This window comes from Aquimarina sp. MAR_2010_214 (assembly GCF_002846555.1).
Lineage (GTDB): Bacteria > Bacteroidota > Bacteroidia > Flavobacteriales > Flavobacteriaceae > Aquimarina.
This window is the reverse complement of the sequence record NZ_PJMS01000001.1, coordinates 3256001-3278241: the sequence shown is the minus strand read 5'-3', so window position 1 is coordinate 3278241 and position 22241 is coordinate 3256001. Positions and strand designations below refer to the sequence as shown.

The window sequence follows — 22241 nt, the reverse complement described above, 5'->3', positions numbered from 1 at the left end:
GTTAAAAACTAGCACATTGTTTTATCAACTAGCAAGTCTTTTTATAGATTGTGACAAAAACTAGTTTTAAGATTCTGTAAAAGCATATAATAAAGCTCAGAAATTTATTAATAATAGTTACTGTTTTTGGTCTTGTGACAAGAACTAGTTTTTAACAATAGTTTTTAGTTAACTAGCATCATATAAGCCACTGTTTTTAAAGAGAATATTATAATGTAAGAAAAGTACGTTGTGCGCGTGACAAGAACTAGTTTTTAAATTCTGTATCTGTGAATAATGTGAAAATTAGTTGTGACAAAAACTAGTTTAACTGTGACAGGAACTGGTTTTAACTGTGACAAGAACTAGCTGTAATGTGACAAGAACTAGCCTCAACGTGACGAGAACTAGTTTATAACCAAATATCCTATTGATATTACATGTTATTTTCTTTCCGAACAAGAACAAGAACAAACTTTAGAATAAAGAACAAGAATGTTCCTGTGGATAAGTAAGAATCTAGACCTCCCATAAATCTCTGAATCTACATCACCCAAAGTGATAGTTCTAATCCTAGACAACCTTTAGTCTGTAAATGAATGGCTACCGCCATAAGATATTAACTAGTGTGACTTCGCACACGTAACTCCGACCCTCGCTTCACTCTCCCATTGCTACGCAATACCATAATGCATTCGCTATGCGCTCATAAGTAACATATAACTGGAATTTATGGTAATATCCAATATCAATAACCAGTATCGAATCTGTGGAAACATCTCAAGGGCTTGGCAAAAATTAGAGCGGAGTGTGAGTGGGACTCAGAGTGTCGCCAGAGACATCAAATCTTATCACTGAGCGAGGTAATAGGATATTGACAGGAACATCATAGCTAAATTGTTTTCATCGCTGTATGAGGCTAAAAACGACTTTTTTGCTAAGATACTTTTTACGAATGTGAGTAGGGAACCAAGACCGTATTTATAATCCTCAGTGCTAGGTGAGGGAAGTGCATTCATAAAATGACCCAAATTCCTTGCAGCTTTTGGAAACTCGCCGCCAAAAATCGATTCATCACGCATAAAAATGACAAATTTCGCTTGAGTTGCAGTCCGTTTTGTTCAATAGTACCAGCGCAGCTTGCATATAGTAGGTTGTGGGGATCGCCAGTCCTTTTTGTACACTCACGCGGCTCTTGATAGCACGCAATGGATACCCTATACACAAAATTCCGGTTTCAAGTAGCCGGATGGTGGTGTTATGTCCAAGCGAAAGCTAAAAGCACTGCACCTGCAACGTGAGTGGTAGGTTCTGGCGACATCCGGCATTTTATGGATGTGTCTCCCCTTTATAAAAACGAAGAGGAACATCTATATGCCAGAGCATCCAGTCGATCTATATGTCGGTCAACAACTCAGAAAAAAACGAAATCAATGTAAAATATCTCAGGAAGAATTAGCTAAAAGTGTAGGGGTTACTTTTCAGCAGATTCAGAAATATGAAAAAGGCAGGAATAGAATTTCTTCCAGCAGGTTATATCAATTTGCCAAGCTGCTTGATTGTGATGCTAATTACTTTTTTGAACACTATGAAGACGATTCAGTTGTATTACGTCCATCCAAAGCAGCAATTAATGAAAAGGAATATCATAAAATCAAAGACGATTTTTGTCAGTTGTCCGTGGAAAACCAAAATGCTATAGGAAAATTTATCAAAAATCTTTCGTCGCAAAAATAACCTTATATTGATTGTGATATAGACCACAAGAAAAACTGACTAATGTTGTACCACTGTTGTACCAATAAAAAACGAAAGCCCTGAGTACTTATATACTCAGGGCTTTTTCCGTTGGCCTACTAGGGCTCGAACCTAGCAGGTTCTAATAAAACCCAGCTCGATCCCTCTTTTTCTTAAAAACCTTTGATAAAAATTTGCATATCATATTTATGATAGTCAATAGTGCCAACATCCAAGCACAATTATCTTGAAAAAAAATAATTATACTGCCAAAGCCTTTTGAAACTTGTCCATCGGAAGGGCAATAAATTATCACGCCCTCATTTAAACTGTCTTTTATATTTAATACTTTTTGGGTTTTGATTTTTTTTAAATTTTCGAAATCATTGTCCTGACTTCTTTTGTGACTAAAATAGATCACAACTATTATCAGTGTTAATATATGTATCACACTCTCTATTATTTCAGCTTTCTTCATTTTTAATGATTTTAGAATTAAACAAAATGTGCGCGCTTTACAATATTACATTAGATACTGTATTTCAGCGATTTATAATAAAACCTATCTAAATTATTCGACTAAAACTTTGTTAAACTCTCTGAGTTACAGTAAATTTGAGGTTTAACAAAAGATAAGTGTGGTTCTTACTCAGGAAATTCCCCGCTCCAAATCCATATTTTCTTTGTTCTGATTTTTTTTACCCCTTTTTTGATTTATTTTTTATCCCCTTGAAGCAAAGTATCACCTTAAAACCATTAGAGATTCATAATGTTTGAACCAAAAGGAAAGAAAAAAATCCCCCCATTTATGCATCAACACCTCTTAAGAATAGCCCAAGGGGAAGTCGGAAATATTACTTATTCTGCAGAGATACAACGTGAATATTTTGTTTGTTGGATTAATGAAACCATTGAACTATACCCTCAATACAAAGAGGTCATAAAAGTAAATAACAACAAAAATGAGGATCATCCTGAGCATTATTTAAGCTACGACATATTTAATAAATACTTCAATGAAGATTATAATTCCGATGAAATAGATAGAACCTTTAGTCCCAATATGGTAATGGCTGCTTTTCTAGGATATCCGCCTTTATGGGCATACAAACATATCTATGAAATTGATCCTGATACGGGACATAATTTGAAGGAAAACGAAAAAAAAAGAATAGACTTAGTTCAATTACTATTGGGTGGATGGGAAGTTTATTATAAAGATAAAACTGGTGTTAAAATAAATCATTTATGGCTTGATGCACCAAGGGATAATGAAAATGATTTTTTCGTACACTTCAATCTCAGTTACAATAACCGATCTATTGAGACAAAAGGGATCGGTTATTTTCTTAAAGAAAAGTTACTCTTAAAACTTAATAATAATGATATGTTTATTCAGTGTATCATTGAACTAAATAGTCTTGACGAACTAAAACTCGAAAAAGATGAGGAAGATATTGTTTTAAACGCAGGGGCGATCTCTACAGGATTTATCTCAACTACCCTAGCGCATATGGTATTCCGAAAAAGGAATAATAAAAGTAAAGTAGAATTCCTATCAAAACCTTGTGATTACATTAAAACAAGAGATTATATAACTCCCATTGAAAAAAAGATCGTTTATTATTTAAGTAGACATAAGGCAGAACACATAAGGCTATTTGATAAATCTGCGTTAGGTAATTTGAAGCATAGAAACGATCATCATCGCATCAGAAAAGGTAGAAAAGGGTATGGCTTGCTAAAAAAGTTATTCAAATACCCCATTAACAAAGATTATGATTGGTACTCCTTTTCTCGTATTGATCATGAGCCTGACCATATTCGAGTATTTCATTGGCAATTTATTTTCGATAATGATAAAGACAAGCTAACAGTCAATAGATACAGAATAAACTGTGAAGACACTAGTCATTACAAAGGAGAAGTTCTTTTTCAATCCAGTCATTTACATATTAAAATGACGAGTGCTATAGACCCAACTAAGCACAAAAATGTCGTTGCAATCATAGACGACCATGGAAAAAATAAAATATTAAGTATCAGTTCAACAATTTACCCTGAGAACAAGGTGAATGAATCTGAAAATATAGCAGTACGAGAAATATTCTATTACTTAAGTAAAACAATATTAACAACAGATAATTTTAGCAGTTTATACAATGGGTACTTAACCTTTAAAGATTTTGCAATGCTAGATATTAATAATATAGATAAAATATATCTCTCCCGAAGAGAATTAGCTACATTGTCTTATCCGGATACAGATAATTATCTATATCACCACAAACGATTAAAAGAGGCCAGTCACTACGAAGGAAACTATTATCTGTTTATTGGTGTCTCATTTAAGGAACAACACTACATATTAGCATTACATTGTACCATTGATTCACTTGCCAATATGATATTGACGGTAAATAAGAAAGTTACTTATGAAGGCTATATAGAAGAGTACCTGGGACACTTAACTGCACATTTAGAAAGTCATACTGAACACAAAATAACCAATATGATGTTCGACAAGCCCATAAAAGGAAAGAAAACATTTCATATATTTTCAGGAGTTGGACTTAATTCATATGAGCTAGATCCTAAGATATATCATCACGCATTCCTGATGTTAGACAAGCGTTATTTCGAAGACATAGTAGTTTCTAATACTACAAAATTTCTTAAAGACTCTAAAATAATGCAAATTCTTTTAGACAAGTTTAAATACAGGTTTAAGAGCTTTAAAAGCCTCAAAAAGTATTTCTCCTAGCATCTTTATTTTCATATTAAATATTGACAAAAGATACACTTTTGCTATCATCTCCTATTTATAGTTATGGAAAAATCAATGGTGGACACCCGAAGAGTACATTACGAATTCTCTGCAAGCATGATGGACACATATGAAAGTGATGATTTTTATGACCCCGAAAATGAAAATTTTGGAGAATCAGAACCAACACCTTTAGAAATGATAGAACTAGCAATCAAGAATGATTTTCTTATTGATAGCGGAGCAACCAAAACACAATTAGAATCATTTAAAGACAAATTTACTGATAAATCAACTTGGGAAGATGCATACAATATTTTTGAAGAAGTTGCCACAGCATTAAAAAATGCGAAGTCAAGAGGTGAGAAGCTGGAAGGCTGGAATAATCAGATAAAACAAGGAAGAGAGCGTTAATCTCTTAAATTTGACCCATTATTAAGACAAAAGCTTAATGATGAATAGATACTATAAAAGGGTATTCATCAAAATATCATGAATTCTTTCTTAGAAGTTTATCACCTTGTCTAAAGCTTCATCCGTTTCTTTATGCATAAAGTTTGCCTGATAATTAACAGTTGTGGTAATCGAAGAATGACGATAAAGTTTTTGTAGCATTTGTATGGGTATCTTATCACCTGATATGTTACCAAAACTATGACGTGCAATATGCATAGATAACTTTTTATCAATCTTTAATGTTTCTGCTACAATTTCAAGACGGCGATTGAGGTTACGTGTAATCGTTTTAACACGCGTTGCAACACGCTTTTCATCTTTGAGATCTGTTCCTTTTAGATTAGGAAATACTAAATCCTTTCTATTGGTTTTCTCCTTGCGATACTTTTCTAGAATCGCTTGGGCCTTCTCCGGTACTTTGAGAGAAACAAGCTTTTTGTTTTTACCCATTCGATAGTATAAACGGCCATCCTTAAAATCAGACCATTTAAGCTTTAGCACATCCCCCACTCTTACACCTGCAAAATAAAAACTAAAAAGCCATATATTGACAGCTTGTTGCTGTACATCTGTAATATCTTCTGCATTCTCCAGAAGCTGAATTTCTTTCGCATTTAAGCCGATTTTTTCACTTTCAGGTATCTTAATTGAGATTTTGTCTTTACCAAAAGGATACAACTCTCTACCAATTATTTCTTCCGAAATCGCAAGGTTATAAATTGTTCTTATCAGTATCATGTAATTAACAACGGTTCTTTCTGAACGGTTCTTTTTGTGTAACAAATGACCTTGAAACTTATTCAATAAAGTAACGCTTAAATCTCCGAAAGCTAGCTCTTCTCTTTTTAAAAACGCCTTAAAAATCTTCAAACGTCCTTCATCACTTTTTTTCTGATTGAATTTCTTTCGCTTTTCAAGATTCGCTAGATAAATTTTAGCCGCAGAAAAGAAATCCGAGTCTTTATTATTAACGATTTTCTTTTTAATCTTTTTTACAGTCGTTTGTTTGTTATTTGCCTCTATTTCCAAAGCAACACTATGTGCTTCGCTGAGTTTTTTTAAGAGGAGGTTATTCAGTCTTTTAGAATTAGGATGAGATTTTTTCACCTGACTTTTGACAGCATCCCAATCTTTTTCCAAAAGATACTGTCCTGTGAAAATATATCTTGTTTTTCTATTTTGCGTAATCCTTATAGCTATAGCATAGGTTCCATCCTTTTTTTTATCATGCTTCCAAAGTAGTATCTTTATTGATGCCATCGACAATTTGTTTAGATATTAAAGATACGATTTAATTAGTTTTTTACCTAAAACATACCTAAAACATTTTGTGGTTTTTTATGGTTTAAAATGTACTTTAAAATCAACAATAAAACTAAAAACACCTACCTATCAACTACTTAACTACAAATCAATTCAAATGCCTCTGAATTCATAACCCGGAGGTCGGGGATCGTGCCCCCCTCTCGCTACAAGAATAACAAAGGAAAGCTGACTTTAACGAGTCGGCTTTTTTATTTACCCTAAAACAAATACCATTTCTTTCCTCTTTTCTGATTAATATTCATAGAATGCTTCATAGTAAATCACATAAATTTCAGTAATTCATCTTCCTTTTCGCGCATTTTTCATCGGAAGAATGAAAGGTTTTCTATAGTACTTGCATCTTTTATTTTTCAAAACTACTTCTCTACTTCATTTTTCATCTACAATTGATCAGGCACGTTCAATTGACATTGTTATTGATGAACCTCTTTCGGAGTCAGAAAAAATTTATTTCAAAAGATCATGATGCAATAGTACAACATAACCCTAATGCATATATTCCGGAAGTCATTGAAGAATTGATACAAGAAAATCCAACAATAAAATCTGACCTTTTAGATGCTACTTCTGATTTAATTAAATCAATTGAGATAGGAGCTAAAACTGAAGAGGATAGCCATAAACCTCCTCTGCAATTAAGAAATCCATCATCCTTTGAACGTTGATGCGTTTAAAACTTTTTGCATAGAAAGGTTTGAATGATCAATTAATATTCGTTCTCTTCCGTTACCAAACTTCACTTTAACGGAATACGGATAAGGCATAGAAGAAGATATTGGACCAAAGATCACTTTTAACAATTCTTCGGCATTTGCAATTGCATCATAATATACGTTTGTATTATCCCAGGCTTCATTTAATAATTGCTTTCTCAAACTATAATTTATCGCATTTAAACGGTCTGGCCCTACTTTAACGAACCAACCATCATCAATATCTCTAAACTGTGTATTGACTTCATGAGAGGTAATATGTGGAGTTGGGAATTGAACAATAATTTCCTGACTTAAATGGTCAATCTTCAATTCAAACCGCTTCAGTAAGTCAAAACCAACCTTTGTTGTTGCTCTTGAATCAGTTTGCACTGTTGCACGAGATGTACCTAACCACATATCCCGCACATAACTAAATCTTTCTTCTGCTGAAGTTGTTACTTCCGCTGTGGCAAATTCAGCAATTTGATTATTTACCTGTTGTTTGATTTTGATTTCTGACCGCTCATAATCTTTTATTATACCTTCTTTCTTTAATTTAACCAGATAGGGTCTAATAGCATATGATGCAACATATGGGCAAATTTCCTTAGCTCCTGCTTTTAAAAAGAAATTCGAATATTGATCGACTATATTTCCTTTCATAAAAATACTGACCACATCACATATTTGATTCCCTAGAACCGAATCAAAATTGTTAAGCCCTTGGATGTTTCTTTTAGAAAAAATAGTTTTTTCTTTTTCCAGATGCGTCTGTTTATTAAGATAGGCTAAGCGCCTATATGCGCTACGGTTCATCTTATGGCTTTCTTTTCTATACATGGCTAAAATATGATTCCTGTCTTTCTTCTCCAATTCGAAATTATCAGACAGGAATGTGAGGAGTTCGGTATTGATTGAGTTCATTACTGTAGAAAATTCCTGATAATTTCCATCTGAATCAGATGAACCCACAGAAGCCACATTATCAATAATACGTGCATAGTATATTTTAGGCTTAAACTCGTATTTCAGTTTTTTGAATACTTCTTCAATTTTCAGTATATCAGCATGCTTAGAATCAAATCCTCTGGCAAACCCTATACTATCTCCCCTGTGAAAACCAAGACTGTCCCCATACATCTCTCCACGGTTAAATCCACTACTATTCCCTTTTAAAAAACCGTCATTATTTCCACTCTGATACCCAGTTTCAAATGAATTTGAAGATACTTTTTCCACAATTAATGCGAAAATTGCAATGATAAGTACGAACATTGCAAAAATCCCAATAAAGAAATATGTTTTCTCAAATTTTAGATGCCCCATAATCTCTATAATTTGTATTAATAAACAAAAAAACCCATACTCAAATGACGAATTTGAATATGGGGGTGGTGTTTGTTACGTGTTATATAAAATTACACCTTTTTATCAAAACAAACAACTGATTATCAATTATTTATTTAAAAAAAACATCTCTACTAATGCAACTAAAATGAATGTCACAAAGCGGCTGTCTTTTGAAACTGATTAAATAATTTAAGGTGAGAGGGCAAATGTTTTGACTCTCTTACCTCAACACAGACGCAGCAGGTTGCTTACTCCATCTTGCCGATTGTCAAGCAAGTGAATCACATCATAGATGCGTTTCGTCCCATTCGGGTGACGATCTCTTGTGGTATAGTATGAAACGGAACGTTTCATAAGATGTATTTAGGGGGTATATACACCCCTCCAAAAAAGCAAAAAAACCCTTTAATAATCAGTTACTTAACCCTGTATTTATCATATTACGTAGCTTATCTTTGGAATTAAAATAAACTCTTAAAACAAATAAAAATGGTAGTTTCACACAAAATTAAAGATTACAGCAATCTAATTATTAGTAATTATTCAGGGGGAAACCAAATAGGTTTTATATATCTATATGATGAAAGTAACAAATACTTAGGGTATTTTGGGATCATTAAGGACGGGCAAGTGCTTCCACATAATGTACAACACGCCAATAAAATACTCAACATTTATTTCCATGAAGCGGAAATGCTATCGCTTCTTGATACACTGAGAAATGAAGATCCTGTATATGTGAAGTTTCATACTACTCTCAAATGGGGTTCTCTAAGCACTGGTAAAGAGCCAGTGGGTGAAGGAGAAGCTACTCCATAATCTAAAATAACTGGTTGTATTAACGAAATAAGCGGTGAATGAGTATTCTTCTTCACCGCTTATTGTTATTTAAGGTGTTCGCCGTAGGCTTGCTGACGAATTTCCTCAATCTCTTCCTGAATCGTCTTATTCTTATATTTTATATCAATCACTAAATCTTTGGCATTATTTCATATCTCGATAAAATCCCGTTTAACAGTGGGATTGGTACTTAATTGCCTTGTTACAGAAAATAATTTCGTGGCATTGAAAGTAATTTCATAAGCAACAGGACGATTTTCTTAAAAGCGAGGGTTGAGTTTATCGCCAGTTACAGAGTTCTTCTTATAGGCTAGAGATTTGGATTGATCGAAGATCACTTCTCCTGATAATCCTATCATCTCAGCAGCTTTCCACCCCAAACACCAGCGGGATTATCTCCGAAGAAATGATCCCTTTGGTCATACTTTCCCTGAAATACTTAATTGCCGCCCCCGCGTTTTTACTCGGTGTGATTCGTAGCATATTACCCCTGCCTGTCCAAAAGCGGTTGCACCGCTAAAAGGGAATCTACGATGGATTAGACATCTCCCCTAAGCGTTGCTTGAGGGGTATTTAAAGCATTATCGCGTTCCAGTTGTACAGGTGAAATGAGGTAAAATTTTGAAAATCAGTATCAAATCATATCATTAAGCAATTGAAATAATGGCGTAAATTACCACAGAAAAAAGTTGTAATTAAGTGATGAACGAGGTTCAATGGACGTGAAATTTTCGTCAATAAAATTAAATAAAAATTTGATTGTGTTGAGGATATTCTGGATCAAACTGTTTTCAGTGGCAAGATGAGAAGGTATTTCATTTAAGAGTAGATCTTAATCAGTATTTAGGTAACTGAGATTTTCCCAAAAAAGTATTAACTTTAAGATTCATACAATAACCAACTTAATAATGGAACCTAATCAAGTTAACGAAGTAGCAACTGCTTAAATAACAACGGGAAAAGATCGGCCTGATATTACTCCAGATGAATACATGTTTTCTATTGAAAAAACTAAAGGCAGAATTGCCGAAAGTTTAGTTCAAGAACTCTTTGCCGTTGAAGGCTACGAAGTAACTAAATTTGGTTTAGAAAACCTTTACCCTGGCTTCTACAAAAAAATACGTGACAATAAGGATGAAGCTTCTAATTCTCTTCGAAAGTCTCCAGATCTAGTATTGCTCAATCCCTGCAATAATGAGATGCATTATGCAGAGGTAAAATATAGAACTAATGGAAAATTCAGCATAGGTAAATCTAAGTTTAAGCACTATGATGAGAGCTTTCCTGAATGTCTAATTTTCTTGGTTTCACCTACAAGCATTAATTGTTTACCTTTCTCAGAGCTTCGCGAAAGAAGAAGCATTGATTTTAATAAAACAGATAAATTCCTTTTAAAAAATAATGAACTATTCGATCTCAGAAATGAAAGCATTGAAAACTTCGAGAAGTTTGCCACTATGTTCTTTAATAAGGAGTTCATTAACAAATATTCTGAGATTAGGGATTGCATTAAAAAACTACCCATTAAAGGGTATTTCCATAGCTAAACCATTGTTAATCAATATTTTTTACATATATTTAAGACTCTTAACGTAACCCACATATCGTTCAAAATATAATTACCCCGTTTTCAAACACAAGGTTTGGAAGCGGTTTTTTTATTGTCAAATTTTATTAAAAAAACACTATGGCATTATTGTATTATGTAGGTGGAACACCTATTTCTGAAGAAGAGGCAAAAGAAAAACTCTATTCTGGTGAATTAGAAAAATTAGATCGAGCGGTTGAATCAGGTAATTCTTTTAACCTAGATTTTGAAAATGGTCAAATAAAGGCTGAGGAGTTTGATATTGGAGAATTTACACCAATAGGAGTGGGTAAACCTTTAAGTGTTGAAATTCTAACATATTATACAGGAAAAGCTCCAAAAAAATTTCTAGGTAAAAAGGATCTTTTATTAACCACCGGTGTAAAATCCATTGCAACCCATAGTGCAGCTCCTAAAGCTATAAATCAAATTGTTAGAAAAATTGAGGATAATACTCATTATGAACCTAATGCCTTCAATGAAGGATCACCTATAGTATATTATACCCCTGCACTAGACATGAGCACAATCTTGTGTTCATTTCAATTGGTAGCTGACACCTTCAATGAGGACACTTTTAAGAAAATTGGAAGTTTTTTGACTAATGTTGGAAGTATTCCAATATTTGCACCAGCTTCAACCATTTTGTTAGCAGGGGGTATCGTAAGTAATATGGTTGGAAAATTAGGTAAAGCTATTTTTGAATCGAAACCATTTTTTAGAGGTGATTTTGACATCAGACTCGACTCACCTGGGCAAATAATCACAAAAGCTAGACATATAGCTATAACGGATCAAAGATACATAGATGAATTTAAAGGCTACTCTCCGGAAATAGTCAATCTAGGAGGAGATAATTCCGAAGTTCGTTTAGTAAATAAATCAAACAATCAGCCTTACTCAGGGGACGCACCATACTTGCTAATTAGTATAGATGGGAAAGATAGACCAGAATTAAAAAGTTTTACATCTACTATTGCCTCTGCCGCTATACTTGAACAATTTTATGGAGTTGAAGATTCCCAAGGACAAACAATAGAAGTCATTCAAGATGCTTTAGAGTTATATAATGATTATAGCTATCTAACAAAAGCTGAAAATCTCAAGAAAAGATTACAAGGTATAGATGAAAATTCAGAGGCATACAAAAGTGGAAAAATTTTGTTTGATGCTTACAATAAAAACATACAATCAAAAGATCTATTTAAAGTTTCACTATAGAATTTATTAGTAATGACTATTAATGAATTGTAGCTCTTCATTCTTGTCAAGGTTAAATTCCTTTTTAACAAACATTAACTTTAATACTTTTTAAATGAGAGAACAAATATGGGCAACACTTAATGATTTAAAATTTAAAGGATATTGCCTTGAGCTTGTTGTTGAAAAATTTCAAAAATGGGATCGAAATGTTAACATTTTTTTGGCAATAACTTCATCAGGTAGTATAGGAGCTTGGGCAGTATGGCAGAAATATCCTATGATATGGGCAGGTATTATTGTAATCTCCCAAGTTTTAACTGTAATTAAGCCTTTTTTTCCCTATTTTAAATATGTAAAAGAACTTAGCGCTAAGCGCTTTAGAATAGAAAACCTTAACATAGAAGTTGAACAACTTTGGTATAAGCTTCAAAACGGTAAAATCGGTGAAGATGAGGCTGCCGAGGATTATTTTGAAATGAAGAAACAAATTGCTGAAACATTTAATTTCAATGATGACACAATTTTTAATGTGAAAACAGAAATTGTAGATAAGGCAAATAACAGAATGAAAGTATTTTTAAAAAACAACTACAATATAGAAATAGATATTAATTCTTAAACTATAGTAAAATGTCAGATAAGAAAGTCAATATAAAGAAAACCAATACTAAGGAGGATATTTCGTTAAATATAAGTAAAGCCGAAAGTAAAGTTCCAGATTTCGAACATACTCCAGATCCACCTCCAAAGAAAAAAACTAACTCTAAAAAGGATAAAGGAAACAACTGATTTATTATTTCCATAAGTAACATTATGTAATTATAGGCCTGCCTATTCCCTAGATCCGTCTTCTTCTCTTTTTACTAAGTGAAAAATTGATATATCATCCAAGAAAACCATACCTGTCGCCCCGCTACCTAAATGATACCAAAGTGAGGGTGCGCTGGAAAAAGTAATACTCTCAGGCAGTGAGTGAAAACCATTATGAGTATTACCTTGAAAGCTTATCCAGTATTTCTTATTTATAATATCAATGACAATCGCGAAAGTCATCATGGCATCAGGCCTAATATGTCCTATTTCAAAAGAATCAAAACCACCACCGTCGACAGGAACAGTCAAGCGGACCCTATCGTGTTCAGAATCGTCAGTATCCGGCCCTATATTCATCGTAATCAAGGCTTTACCATCATCATAAACCTCTCCAGTTTTAATTTGTATAATTAGGGGTCTTGTTGAGTAATCTTCTGTATTTCTTTTCCCTCTCCAAGTATATTCATAGAATCCTTCGTTAAATATTGTGCTAACTGGCACAAATCCAAGACGATTTCTATCAGATTGGGTTTGCAATAAAATAAGCTGTCCTTGGTGTTCTGATAGGTGACCTAATAAGCGAGGTTCATGAATTAGACCATTCCAAGATATTCTGTCCCCAACGGGGTCTCCAGGAAGATTCAAATCAGGGAAATCAAAAAAACTATTCCGACCAAAATTAGTATCAAGTAATTTGGTACTGTTACAGCTTGTTAAAAAAAGTAGAAATAGGGTAATCTGCACTTTAATATTTTTCATTATTTTTAGGTTTTTTACTTGTTAGAGTTTCATGACTATTAATGTCTCGTTAACACAAAAGGTTGACATAGGTTCCAAAAATATATTTCTAAGTCAGTATCAGTAGTTAATGGATAAAAGGGGTAATCCATGACTTTTAATCAGGAATCTAATTTGTAACACATTACAATTAAGATTTTTACAAATTACCACAAGGGGTTTTCCTTTGTTAATTCAACAAGGTTTTTCTTACAACTAATTATAAATCAAGACTCTATACTTTCCTTAATCTACATTATGTAGTTGTAAATTACGAAAAAGGAATTCTACTTCAAGTTAATATAAACTGAAGTGTTATAGGTGGTAATTTAAGATTTATAACTACCACCTTCTGCTCAATATTTATTGAAATTGATTATCCCTAGTATTTAATAACCAACCGCCAAGTCGTGTGCCATTAGGTCGCATAAATGGAACTTGAAAGGTGTTACCTTGCAATCTCATAAGCCCAATACCCCAAGGACTTTCCACTAAAACCTCTCCTCTTCTTCTTCCTGTTATATTATGCCTGACTTTAAATTGATTATCAGCAGTATTCAATAACCATCCACCAAAACGAGTGCCATTTGGTGCCAACATAGTGCTCGTAAGTCTACTTCCATCCCACTTTAAAACTCCTATCCCCCAAGGACTGGTTATTAAAATTTCATCTCTACCATCTCCATCAAAATCTGCTGCACCCCAAACTCGATTATTAAAACTGTTTAACCTCCATTCTCCGAAACGAGTATTGTTTCGAGAAAGCATTAATGTAACTAAATTATTTCCTGATAGCTTTAGAATGCCAAGTCCCCAAGGGCTACTAATAACAACCTCATCCCTACCATCTCCATCAAAATCTCCAACAGGTCCAAACCAATTTCTAGATGTATCGAGTAGCCAACCACCAAAGCGTGTACCATTGGGTGCTAACATTACAGTATCCAATGTATCTCCATTAAGCTTAAGGATTCCTATTCCCCAGGGACTAGTGATCAATATTTCGTCACGACCGTCCCCATCAAAATCACCTATTGGACCAAATACGTTGTCTGCTGTGTTAAGAAGCCAGCCACCAAAACGAGTGCCATTAGGTTTCATCATAATTGGTCTAAAGGTTGGAGAAGTTGTTGAATTTGTCAATTCAAGCAAACCAATTCCCCAAGGACTACGTATTAAAATTTCATGCCTCCCATCACCATCGAAATCTCCTACAGGTCCAAATACATTGTCCCTAGTGTTTAATAGCCAACCGCCAAAGCGTGTTCCGTTAGATGCTAACATAACACCTCTGAAGATAGTTCGATTACGTTCCAATACTCCTATACCCCAAGGGCTAGTTATCAAGAATTCAGCTCTACCATCACCATCGAAATCTCCAATGGCAGGAAATTCGTTATCTCGGGTATTGAGCAACCAACCATTAAAACGACTACCATTACGAGCCATAGCCTGTGAGGTCAATAAATTCGATCGATAATCCAGAATTCCAATCCCCCAAGGACTAACCACCGGTATTTCAGCTCGATTATCTCCATCAGTATCACTATCTAAAAGACCATCTGTATTTATAGTTTGCAAAGCACGAATCACAGCAGAAAAGGCATTTACTCGACCATAACCATAATCATTATTGTGACCAGCTCCATTATAAGTAACTCCACCTACTTTATCACAAGTTCCTCGCATAATTTGACGCACTTCTAATGCTGTAAGTTTGGAATTAATACTCAATACTAATGCACCAACGCCAGCGGCAAGAGGAGCCGCATAGCTTGTACCAGTTGCGGTGCGAATTCCACCACCAGAGGCAGTACTAATCACACTTACTCCTGGAGCTAAAAAATCAAGTTCTTCTCCCCTCGCAGAATTATCTTCTCTATCATTTCGTCTAGAACGACCTACTGCAATTACATTTGGATGAGATACTACCTCATCACTGGCTATATCAACATTTCTTCCATTACTGCTAGCCCAAAAAATTGGAGTTCCCAAACCGCGCCGCCCTCTTTGATTGGCAAATATGATAGCATTATCCAGTACAGTTGTTAAAGACCAATTGGCTCCATTAGGACCTAGACTTGAAACAATAACATCTGCTGCTGTACTAACATCTTCCGTATTTATTTCCATTCTAGGGTCTGCCGCATAAGCAATGGCTCTAGCTAGTGTAGCCTGAGTTCCTACCTGATCACCTAGAGATGCTAACAACATTAATTCGCATTGTGGAGCAGATCCGCATCCATCCCTACGATTATTGTGCCTAGCACCTGCCATGCCTGCACAGAATGTACCGTGATCACTATCGGGAAAATTTCTCAACGTTTGACGAAAAACGCTCCGATTATCAAAAAAACCAGACTGATTTACGATTGCAGGAGCCAAATCTCTATGAGTTACATCAAATCCATTATCAATAACAGCAATACGGATTCCGCTACCTAAAGTAAAATCCCAAGCTTCTTCCGCACTAATGTCAGCTCCAGCGACTCCACCACTTCCTCCAGTGTTATTCAAATGCCATTGTTGATTATAAATAGGGTCTCTTGGTCTTAAGCGCTGCCCAAGGTATTCATAAAACTCTGGCTCAGCAGCTACAGCTAATCCACTTTCCTGAAGTTCATTTGCAATTGTTATTGGATCGGCATCCGGTGTTACCTCAACCTGGTATTGGTTTGGAGCAAATTCCAATTTTCGAACAATTTCAATATTACGTTTGCCTAATTCTCTTTGGATTTTTTTGGTTGAAAGTTCAGACTTTAATTGTACAATCAAATTTCTACTACTAACCAACAAATGGTTATCTTCTTGCTGATATACTCTCTCAACTTTTTGATAAGAATTAATTTGTGGTTTAGAAGCAATTCCTGCTCTAGTAGAATCTTCTTGAGTAGTTTGAACAAAACTCCATCCAGCTGCGTTAAAAGCATTAAATTCATCTTCAGAAATTTCTCTAATATCATCTTTCATTCGAGAAGATGATAAAGAAAATAAATTACTAGGTAGTTCAACTGATATATCTTTTGATAAACCTTCTTCAATCTGAATAGCGAATAAGTTATCAAGTTCTGTGATAGGGATTTTTTTCCCTCGACGGTAAAAATACTTTTCCATTTGTTTAAAATTTAGAGTTTAAAAATGTTCCGATAATTAAGTGGTTGTTTTCAGTATCTAATTTAAACAATTGACAATCAATATACTAAGTGAAATCCCCCTTTCAAATTGGGTTCAATCACCCCCTTTGTTAAAATGTAATAGAGTCCAATTAAACAATTACTTTGACTTCATCGTTTATGTATTACATTGAGGAAAGTTTTAATGCTAAAACTAATTGAATTTTTAGATTTAAAAGTCATAGTACTTTCCTATGTACTCAAAAATAATACTTTGATCGTTTAGCAAAAGACTGATTATAACGATTAATACCTAATCTTATTCAGAATATCCTTTTTTAATAGCATACACTGCAAGTCCAACCCTAGTTTTGATATTAAGTTTATCAAATAGACTATCTCTGTAATTATCTATTGTTCTTGGGCTACAACACATTTTTTCAGATATTTCTTTATAGGTCATTTCTGTGGCTGTATATTTTAAGAATTCCGCCTCACGTTCAGATAATCCTGATTTAAGATTAGCATCTATTGTATCTTCCCCTATACTTGCATACACTTTTCTGGCAGCCCAATCCGGAAAATAATAACCATTTTTTAAAATCTTCGTTAACGCATTTAATAGTTCTTTTGGGTAAATATTTTTCAAGATATATCCCTTTGCGCCATTTCTGATCATTCTTATAAGGCTGCAATCATCTGCTTTCATACTTAGTGCTAAAATTAGAATATCTGGATATGTCTCCTTCAACCATTTTGCAGTTTCAAAGCCATCCATAACTGGCATATTAACATCCAATAACACTATTTCTGGTGTTGACTTCACCTTTAACTTTTCCTGAAGATCTTTACCGCCTTCACAAACAAATAACACCTTAAAATCATCAAAATTAGAAATGATGCCACTTAACGCATTTGCTATCAAAATGTGATCATCTACTATGGCTATGGTATGTTTCATCTATAATGGAATTTTTACAGTTAGTTTGGTGCCTTTATTAATTTGACTTTCTAAAAAGAATTCTCCTCCTAACATTTGGGTTCTCTTTTCCATATTTTTAAGCCCAATTCCCTTGGCTTTCAACTTATCAATATCAAAACCTTTTCCATCGTCTTCTAACCGTAATTGTATTTTTTTTTCATCTTTAGAAAGTGCTATTGAAATATTTTTACAACGGGAATGCTTGATGCTATTTTGCAAAAACTCTTGTGTAACCCGAAACAAAATACTCTTGATATGATAGGAGGTTACTTTTGTTTTTAACGTATGCTCAAAATGAACTTCACATTCTTTTAATTGATTGATCAGTTCACATTCTCTTTCTATAAGTTCAACAAGCGAATGGTTTTCTAAAGTGTCACTGGTTAGGGATTTTGATAACTGCCTTAATTCTGAAAGCGATTCATTAATGATCTCACCAATTTCATTCACTTCTGTAAAAGCCTTAGGCACTCGTTCTTCGAATATCAATTGTTGGGCATATAAACTTGCCAATGTAAGCTTCTGCCCTACGCTATCGTGAATTTCTCTTCCAATATGTTTCATGGTCTGTGACTGGATTTCTACCTGGGTTTCTAATAACTCCCGTTTATGTTCTTCATCCATTTGTTTGATTTGGGATAAATACGTCTTTTTTCTTTTCAGGTATTGCCGGATAAACACTACAATACCTAAGATAAATACACCGAGAATAATGTAAAATAATATGGTTATGATTATGATTTCTGATTCCCGCATAAAAAGGATATTGAAAATAATAAGTACATAAAGCAATTAGCTATCAAAAAATACACATAATAATAATCAAGAATTGTTTTGTTATTATCTTTTAAATAATCAAAAAACACTTGAAATGGTAGGGTCCCAATATAATATAGGATAACTCCCACATTGATATAAAACATTTTGTTTTGCCAGAATTGAAGTATATTTTCATTTTTGATTTGTTTAAAAAATTCGAGAATGACAAGAATAGATAATAAAATAGTTCCAACACCTACATTAATGGAATAGACCTGATCATTTTCCTCAATAAAAAGTTTTAAAGGAAGATTTACCAAATAAACAAAGCTGAATATCCAGAATATTTTTTTTAGTTTAAGAGATTTATAGGCATATAACCAATAAAAAAACAGGAATTGTATGGGAATTCCAACATAGGCAAAATAGTCTCGATCTATAAGCCCCAGAAAAGATCTTTTTCCTAACCAAATTATTTCCTGAAGAACGATGAATATCAAATAAATAGAAAACCATTTCCAGTAACTTTTTCTTAGCTTAAATAAGTAGATAAGACCAACTAAGGCTGAAATAACTTCCAGCCCCAATCTAAGTCCGTCTAATATAGGATGTTCGTTCATGAAGTTTTTATTTTATCAAACTATTCTCATTCTGAAGGGAATCTTATTCCATTACTTTTCCTTGATATATTATCCGAAACTATGTAATTATCTGGTGGCCAAAGACTACCATGATTTCGAGAACTTGTTCTCCCGCCAGCTGTGAATCCCATAACTGATATCCCTGCATTATCAAGATCTTCTAATTTGCTATTTGAAGAATCTAGGGGATTAAAATCATAGTCAATACCGTTATCTTTTATGGTAGGAACAAAAATCAATGTATGCTTCTTTTCATAATTGACCGATTCCATTCCAATCCTCGAATCACTCAGATCTTTAAAATCTGACCATGAACCTTTATCAGGATAACTGGCATAATAGATGCGTATCCCTAAATTGTCTGTTTCAATTAAAGAATTTGATTCTTTTGCTTTTTGCTCGATATAGTATAAAAAAGCTTTTAGGGATTTGAAATCAAACCAAATTGTCTGAGAATCATTCATTGATGGGTATGAGCAATCATTGTCATTTCTACCTGAATTATTAATTCTCTTTAACTGATGATTCATATAACCTTTGGTCATTTCGTTAATTAATTCAATCTCCAATGTAGATGGTTTAATATCATAGTCATTAAAACAAATTTTTGTGCTATCGGTAGAAGTAGTTTCTGGAGGGTTATCCGGGACATCAATATTCATAGATTCACACGCTATCATCGTTAAAGCAATAAATACTAAATACTTGTTTTTCATAATAATACAATTTAAAGTTAATTTCCTTTACTGCAAAGAAAACATCTAAATCTTATCTATTCAAAAATCTGACACCCAGTTTAATAGGGTGATTTCACCCGATTAAAAACCGTCAAGTATTCCTTTTTTTTACGTGATTTTATCAACCACTGATAATCAGTTGTTTACCAATTTTACAGTATATAAATACAGGGAAACCGAAAACTGTAAATAGAGTAGGTATATTAAATGATCAACAAATCATGGAAACACTAAATGAAAAACAACTTATAATTGCAAGAACTGAATTTAATAAGTTTTTAGCGGTAGATGGGAAAAATCTTGGGAAACTAAATTTAAAAACACCTCCTAGTTTTTTTAAAACAAAAATTAATACCAATTTCGAATCTTTAGCCTGTGTGGGGTACAATCCGGAATTTAAAGAATTAACAGCCACAGTCAGAATAAAAAAATCAACAGGTTATTTTGGAAACCTATGTACGAAAGGATCTACAGAATATGTTCGGTTTTATGTAGACTATCAAGATGGAAATGGATGGAATGACGTGGGGTATGTAGCAGTAAACGTTCACGATATCCCGAATAAAAAAGATTGCGATGAAAAAAATCAAAAACCCATTGACTACGTAGTTAGATTAGCAATCAATCCTAAGATCCCTCTTTGCACAAAGCCTATTTTACCTAAGGTTAAAGCGGTATTGTCGTGGAATTCTATTCCGGCAGAAAACGATCCCGACTTAACTTTAGGTACGTATCTATGGAGTGATGTAAAAGAGGAAAACATCCAAATCAAACCTATCAAATTGCAATTGCCGGAGATACCAAACCTGGTCAATTTACTAGAAATTGCCGTGCTAAACCCTGATGTTTCTTTTAACAACATCGCTATTAACTATCCGCAAAGTACTGAGATTCTTAAAAAAGCAAAAGAACAGCTCAAGAACTCCAAAATAGACTTTACCGAGTTAGCAGGGGCTTACCAACATGAAAAAGTCGAGTCGCATCGATTCGGATACAAACTACTAAAGGAGGCAGAAATCAGTAACAACCTGAGTGTCATCAAGAATATCAATTCACTCTTTGAACTGAATAAAATTCCTTTTGCAGATAGTTTTTCCATGCTTCAGGAACTTACATGTAATACAGACTATGAAGAGCTTCATTGTGTAGGTGCAGATTACAACAGAGAAGCCCTTGTAGGGACCTTTAAGATTAAGCGCCCTTTAGGCTACAATGGAGATTCTTGTACTGATGGAAGTAAGGAGTATGTTTCTTTTTGGATTCAAAAAGAAGAAAGCTGTACTTGGATACACGCTGGAACTACTTTTGTAAATGTTCAGGATATAAAGGAGATTCCAGATCACGGACTGTCGTATTCTGTAATCCTTCCTTATGATTTTTCTAATTTGAAAGAACCATGTAATGATCCGCAAGTATTAAAAGTACGAGCCGTTCTTTCCTGGAATCAGCCACCAGAAGAAATGGATTGTAGTGGATGGGGAAATGTAGTAGAATCTTATATTCAGTTGAAACCAAGTATCGATTGGGACAAAAAGAATCCTAAACTTATTACTATTGGTGGTGTCGCTACGGATAAAATAAACTCAATTACAGGATTAACAGTACCTGGAGCAAAAATTGAGTTTAATCAGAAATCTACTTTTGATAAAAGTCCATTTGGAGGGATTATTGTGATTCAGGGAATATCAGCACCTTTAGAAGGTAAAAAATATAAAGTGAAAATTACAAACGATACGACAAAGGAAAGCTATTACCTGAATAGTGAGCTGGCTCTATTAGGTTATGATAAGGATACAGGAAAAGTAACCCATAATAAAGAGATTCCAATCAATAACGAATACACATATAGAAAACTTGAAGATAATACAAGTAACATACTCGCAAGGTTTACTCCTGGCACCAACGATTTACTAACGATAACGATCGAACATTCTGATGAGAGTAAGGATAGTCATAATATCCAGATGGATAATACGGTGCCTCAATTAATGCTAGACATAGATGATAATGGAAATTGTTCTCATTACCCAAAGGGCGGCACTGTTACTGGGAAGTTTACCATAAATGAGACTCATCTTCATGCCTATGCTATAACTACAGATTTAGGTGATTACAAAAAAACAGGTGGTGATTTAGGACAAAGTGGAACTGTTTCAGGCTATGGTGAGTTCAAGATTTCAGCATCTGATGACAAAAACTGCGGTTCTATCACTCTCCAGGCGACTGAGAAAACTATTTGGAATAGTGCATGGACTGGTAAGAGTAGTAAATTAAGAAAAACTGTTTGTCTTTCTTAAGTATGCATAACTAGTTTAAAAAATCTAAAAGGTATGTAAAATAAGCCTCTATGGGTTTACTTTACATACCTACATCAAACACAGGTATAATTCTGTTATTCCCATAACCTATATCATGTAACTTATTCATAAATAGAGTGTTTTACCTCTTTTGCACCCCAAATGCTTTTAATAATTCAAT

At 33.9% G+C, this 22241-nt stretch carries 19 protein-coding genes; 10 read left to right on the top strand and 9 right to left on the bottom strand.

All coding sequences use genetic code 11. The features are described from left to right. Positions 1–1353: 1353 nt before the first annotated feature. The gene (locus tag ATE84_RS13940; RefSeq protein WP_101448536.1) at positions 1354–1716 is read left to right on the top strand and encodes a helix-turn-helix domain-containing protein; all 363 of its coding nucleotides are present in this window, start codon (positions 1354–1356) and stop codon (positions 1714–1716) included. Positions 1717–1858: 142 nt separating this feature from the next. Here the strand turns inward: ATE84_RS13940 and ATE84_RS13935 are convergent, their stop codons facing one another. Further along, entirely contained in the window at positions 1859–2194 is a 336-nt protein-coding gene (locus tag ATE84_RS13935) for a hypothetical protein (protein ID WP_101448535.1), read from the bottom strand. Positions 2195–2524: 330 nt separating this feature from the next. Between ATE84_RS13935 and ATE84_RS13930 the strand changes: the two genes are divergently transcribed. Both ATE84_RS13930 and ATE84_RS13925 read left to right on the top strand, forming a co-directional pair. Continuing rightward, complete coding sequence (locus ATE84_RS13930; RefSeq protein ID WP_143273629.1) at positions 2525–4480, top strand: hypothetical protein; 1956 nt, start codon at positions 2525–2527, stop codon at positions 4478–4480. Between the two features lie 66 nt (positions 4481–4546). After that, complete coding sequence (locus ATE84_RS13925; RefSeq protein WP_101448533.1) at positions 4547–4897, top strand: hypothetical protein; 351 nt, start codon at positions 4547–4549, stop codon at positions 4895–4897. A 90-nt stretch (positions 4898–4987) separates the two neighbouring features. Here the strand turns inward: ATE84_RS13925 and ATE84_RS13920 are convergent, their stop codons facing one another. Continuing rightward, positions 4988–6199, bottom strand: coding sequence for a site-specific integrase (locus ATE84_RS13920; protein WP_101448532.1), 1212 nt, complete (start codon positions 6197–6199; stop codon positions 4988–4990). A 485-nt stretch (positions 6200–6684) separates the two neighbouring features. On the opposite strand from ATE84_RS13920, the gene ATE84_RS13915 reads away from it, so the two are divergent. After that, positions 6685–6930, top strand: a complete 246-nt coding sequence (locus tag ATE84_RS13915) for a hypothetical protein (RefSeq protein WP_101448531.1) — start codon at positions 6685–6687, stop codon at positions 6928–6930. On the opposite strand, the gene ATE84_RS13910 is transcribed toward ATE84_RS13915, so the two are convergent. Beyond that, positions 6913–8286 (bottom strand): DUF4230 domain-containing protein, encoded by a 1374-nt coding sequence (locus ATE84_RS13910; RefSeq protein ID WP_101448530.1) that lies wholly within the window; start codon positions 8284–8286, stop codon positions 6913–6915. The two genes, ATE84_RS13915 and ATE84_RS13910, sit on opposite strands and share 18 nt — an antisense overlap. A gap of 513 nt (positions 8287–8799) precedes the next feature. Here ATE84_RS13910 and ATE84_RS13905 point away from each other — a divergent pair. From ATE84_RS13905 to ATE84_RS26210, 5 genes are all read left to right on the top strand, one after another. Then, positions 8800–9129, top strand: coding sequence for a hypothetical protein (locus tag ATE84_RS13905; RefSeq protein WP_101448529.1), 330 nt, complete (start codon positions 8800–8802; stop codon positions 9127–9129). A 1013-nt stretch (positions 9130–10142) separates the two neighbouring features. After that, complete coding sequence (locus tag ATE84_RS13900) at positions 10143–10697, top strand: hypothetical protein (protein ID WP_101448528.1); 555 nt, start codon at positions 10143–10145, stop codon at positions 10695–10697. Positions 10698–10837: 140 nt separating this feature from the next. Continuing rightward, positions 10838–11959, top strand: coding sequence for a hypothetical protein (locus tag ATE84_RS13895; RefSeq protein WP_101448527.1), 1122 nt, complete (start codon positions 10838–10840; stop codon positions 11957–11959). 94 nt (positions 11960–12053) lie between these two features. After that, entirely contained in the window at positions 12054–12560 is a 507-nt protein-coding gene (locus ATE84_RS13890) for a hypothetical protein (protein WP_101448526.1), read from the top strand. A gap of 11 nt (positions 12561–12571) precedes the next feature. Beyond that, positions 12572–12730 carry a hypothetical protein gene (locus ATE84_RS26210; RefSeq protein WP_158237258.1) on the top strand — a complete coding sequence of 53 codons (159 nt, stop codon included), beginning with the start codon at positions 12572–12574 and terminating at the stop codon, positions 12728–12730. Between the two features lie 42 nt (positions 12731–12772). Here the strand turns inward: ATE84_RS26210 and ATE84_RS13885 are convergent, their stop codons facing one another. The 6 genes from ATE84_RS13885 to ATE84_RS13860 all read right to left on the bottom strand — a co-directional run bounded on the left by ATE84_RS13885 (position 12773) and on the right by ATE84_RS13860 (position 19742). Then, positions 12773–13513, bottom strand: coding sequence for a hypothetical protein (locus tag ATE84_RS13885; RefSeq protein WP_101448525.1), 741 nt, complete (start codon positions 13511–13513; stop codon positions 12773–12775). 381 nt (positions 13514–13894) lie between these two features. Beyond that, positions 13895–16645 carry a S8 family serine peptidase gene (locus ATE84_RS13880; protein ID WP_101448524.1) on the bottom strand — a complete coding sequence of 917 codons (2751 nt, stop codon included), beginning with the start codon at positions 16643–16645 and terminating at the stop codon, positions 13895–13897. Positions 16646–16963: 318 nt separating this feature from the next. Next, positions 16964–17605 (bottom strand): response regulator transcription factor, encoded by a 642-nt coding sequence (locus ATE84_RS13875; RefSeq protein ID WP_101448523.1) that lies wholly within the window; start codon positions 17603–17605, stop codon positions 16964–16966. After that, positions 17606–18382, bottom strand: coding sequence for a sensor histidine kinase (locus tag ATE84_RS13870; protein WP_101448522.1), 777 nt, complete (start codon positions 18380–18382; stop codon positions 17606–17608). Further along, positions 18361–19005 carry a hypothetical protein gene (locus tag ATE84_RS13865; RefSeq protein ID WP_101448521.1) on the bottom strand — a complete coding sequence of 215 codons (645 nt, stop codon included), beginning with the start codon at positions 19003–19005 and terminating at the stop codon, positions 18361–18363. The genes ATE84_RS13870 and ATE84_RS13865 overlap by 22 nt, the downstream gene beginning before the upstream one ends. Before the next feature lie 26 nt (positions 19006–19031). After that, positions 19032–19742 (bottom strand): hypothetical protein, encoded by a 711-nt coding sequence (locus tag ATE84_RS13860; protein WP_101448520.1) that lies wholly within the window; start codon positions 19740–19742, stop codon positions 19032–19034. 242 nt (positions 19743–19984) lie between these two features. On the opposite strand from ATE84_RS13860, the gene ATE84_RS13855 reads away from it, so the two are divergent. Beyond that, positions 19985–22060: a hypothetical protein gene (locus ATE84_RS13855; protein WP_101448519.1), complete on the top strand. Its 2076-nt coding sequence runs from the start codon at positions 19985–19987 to the stop codon at positions 22058–22060. Positions 22061–22241: the final 181 nt, after the last annotated feature.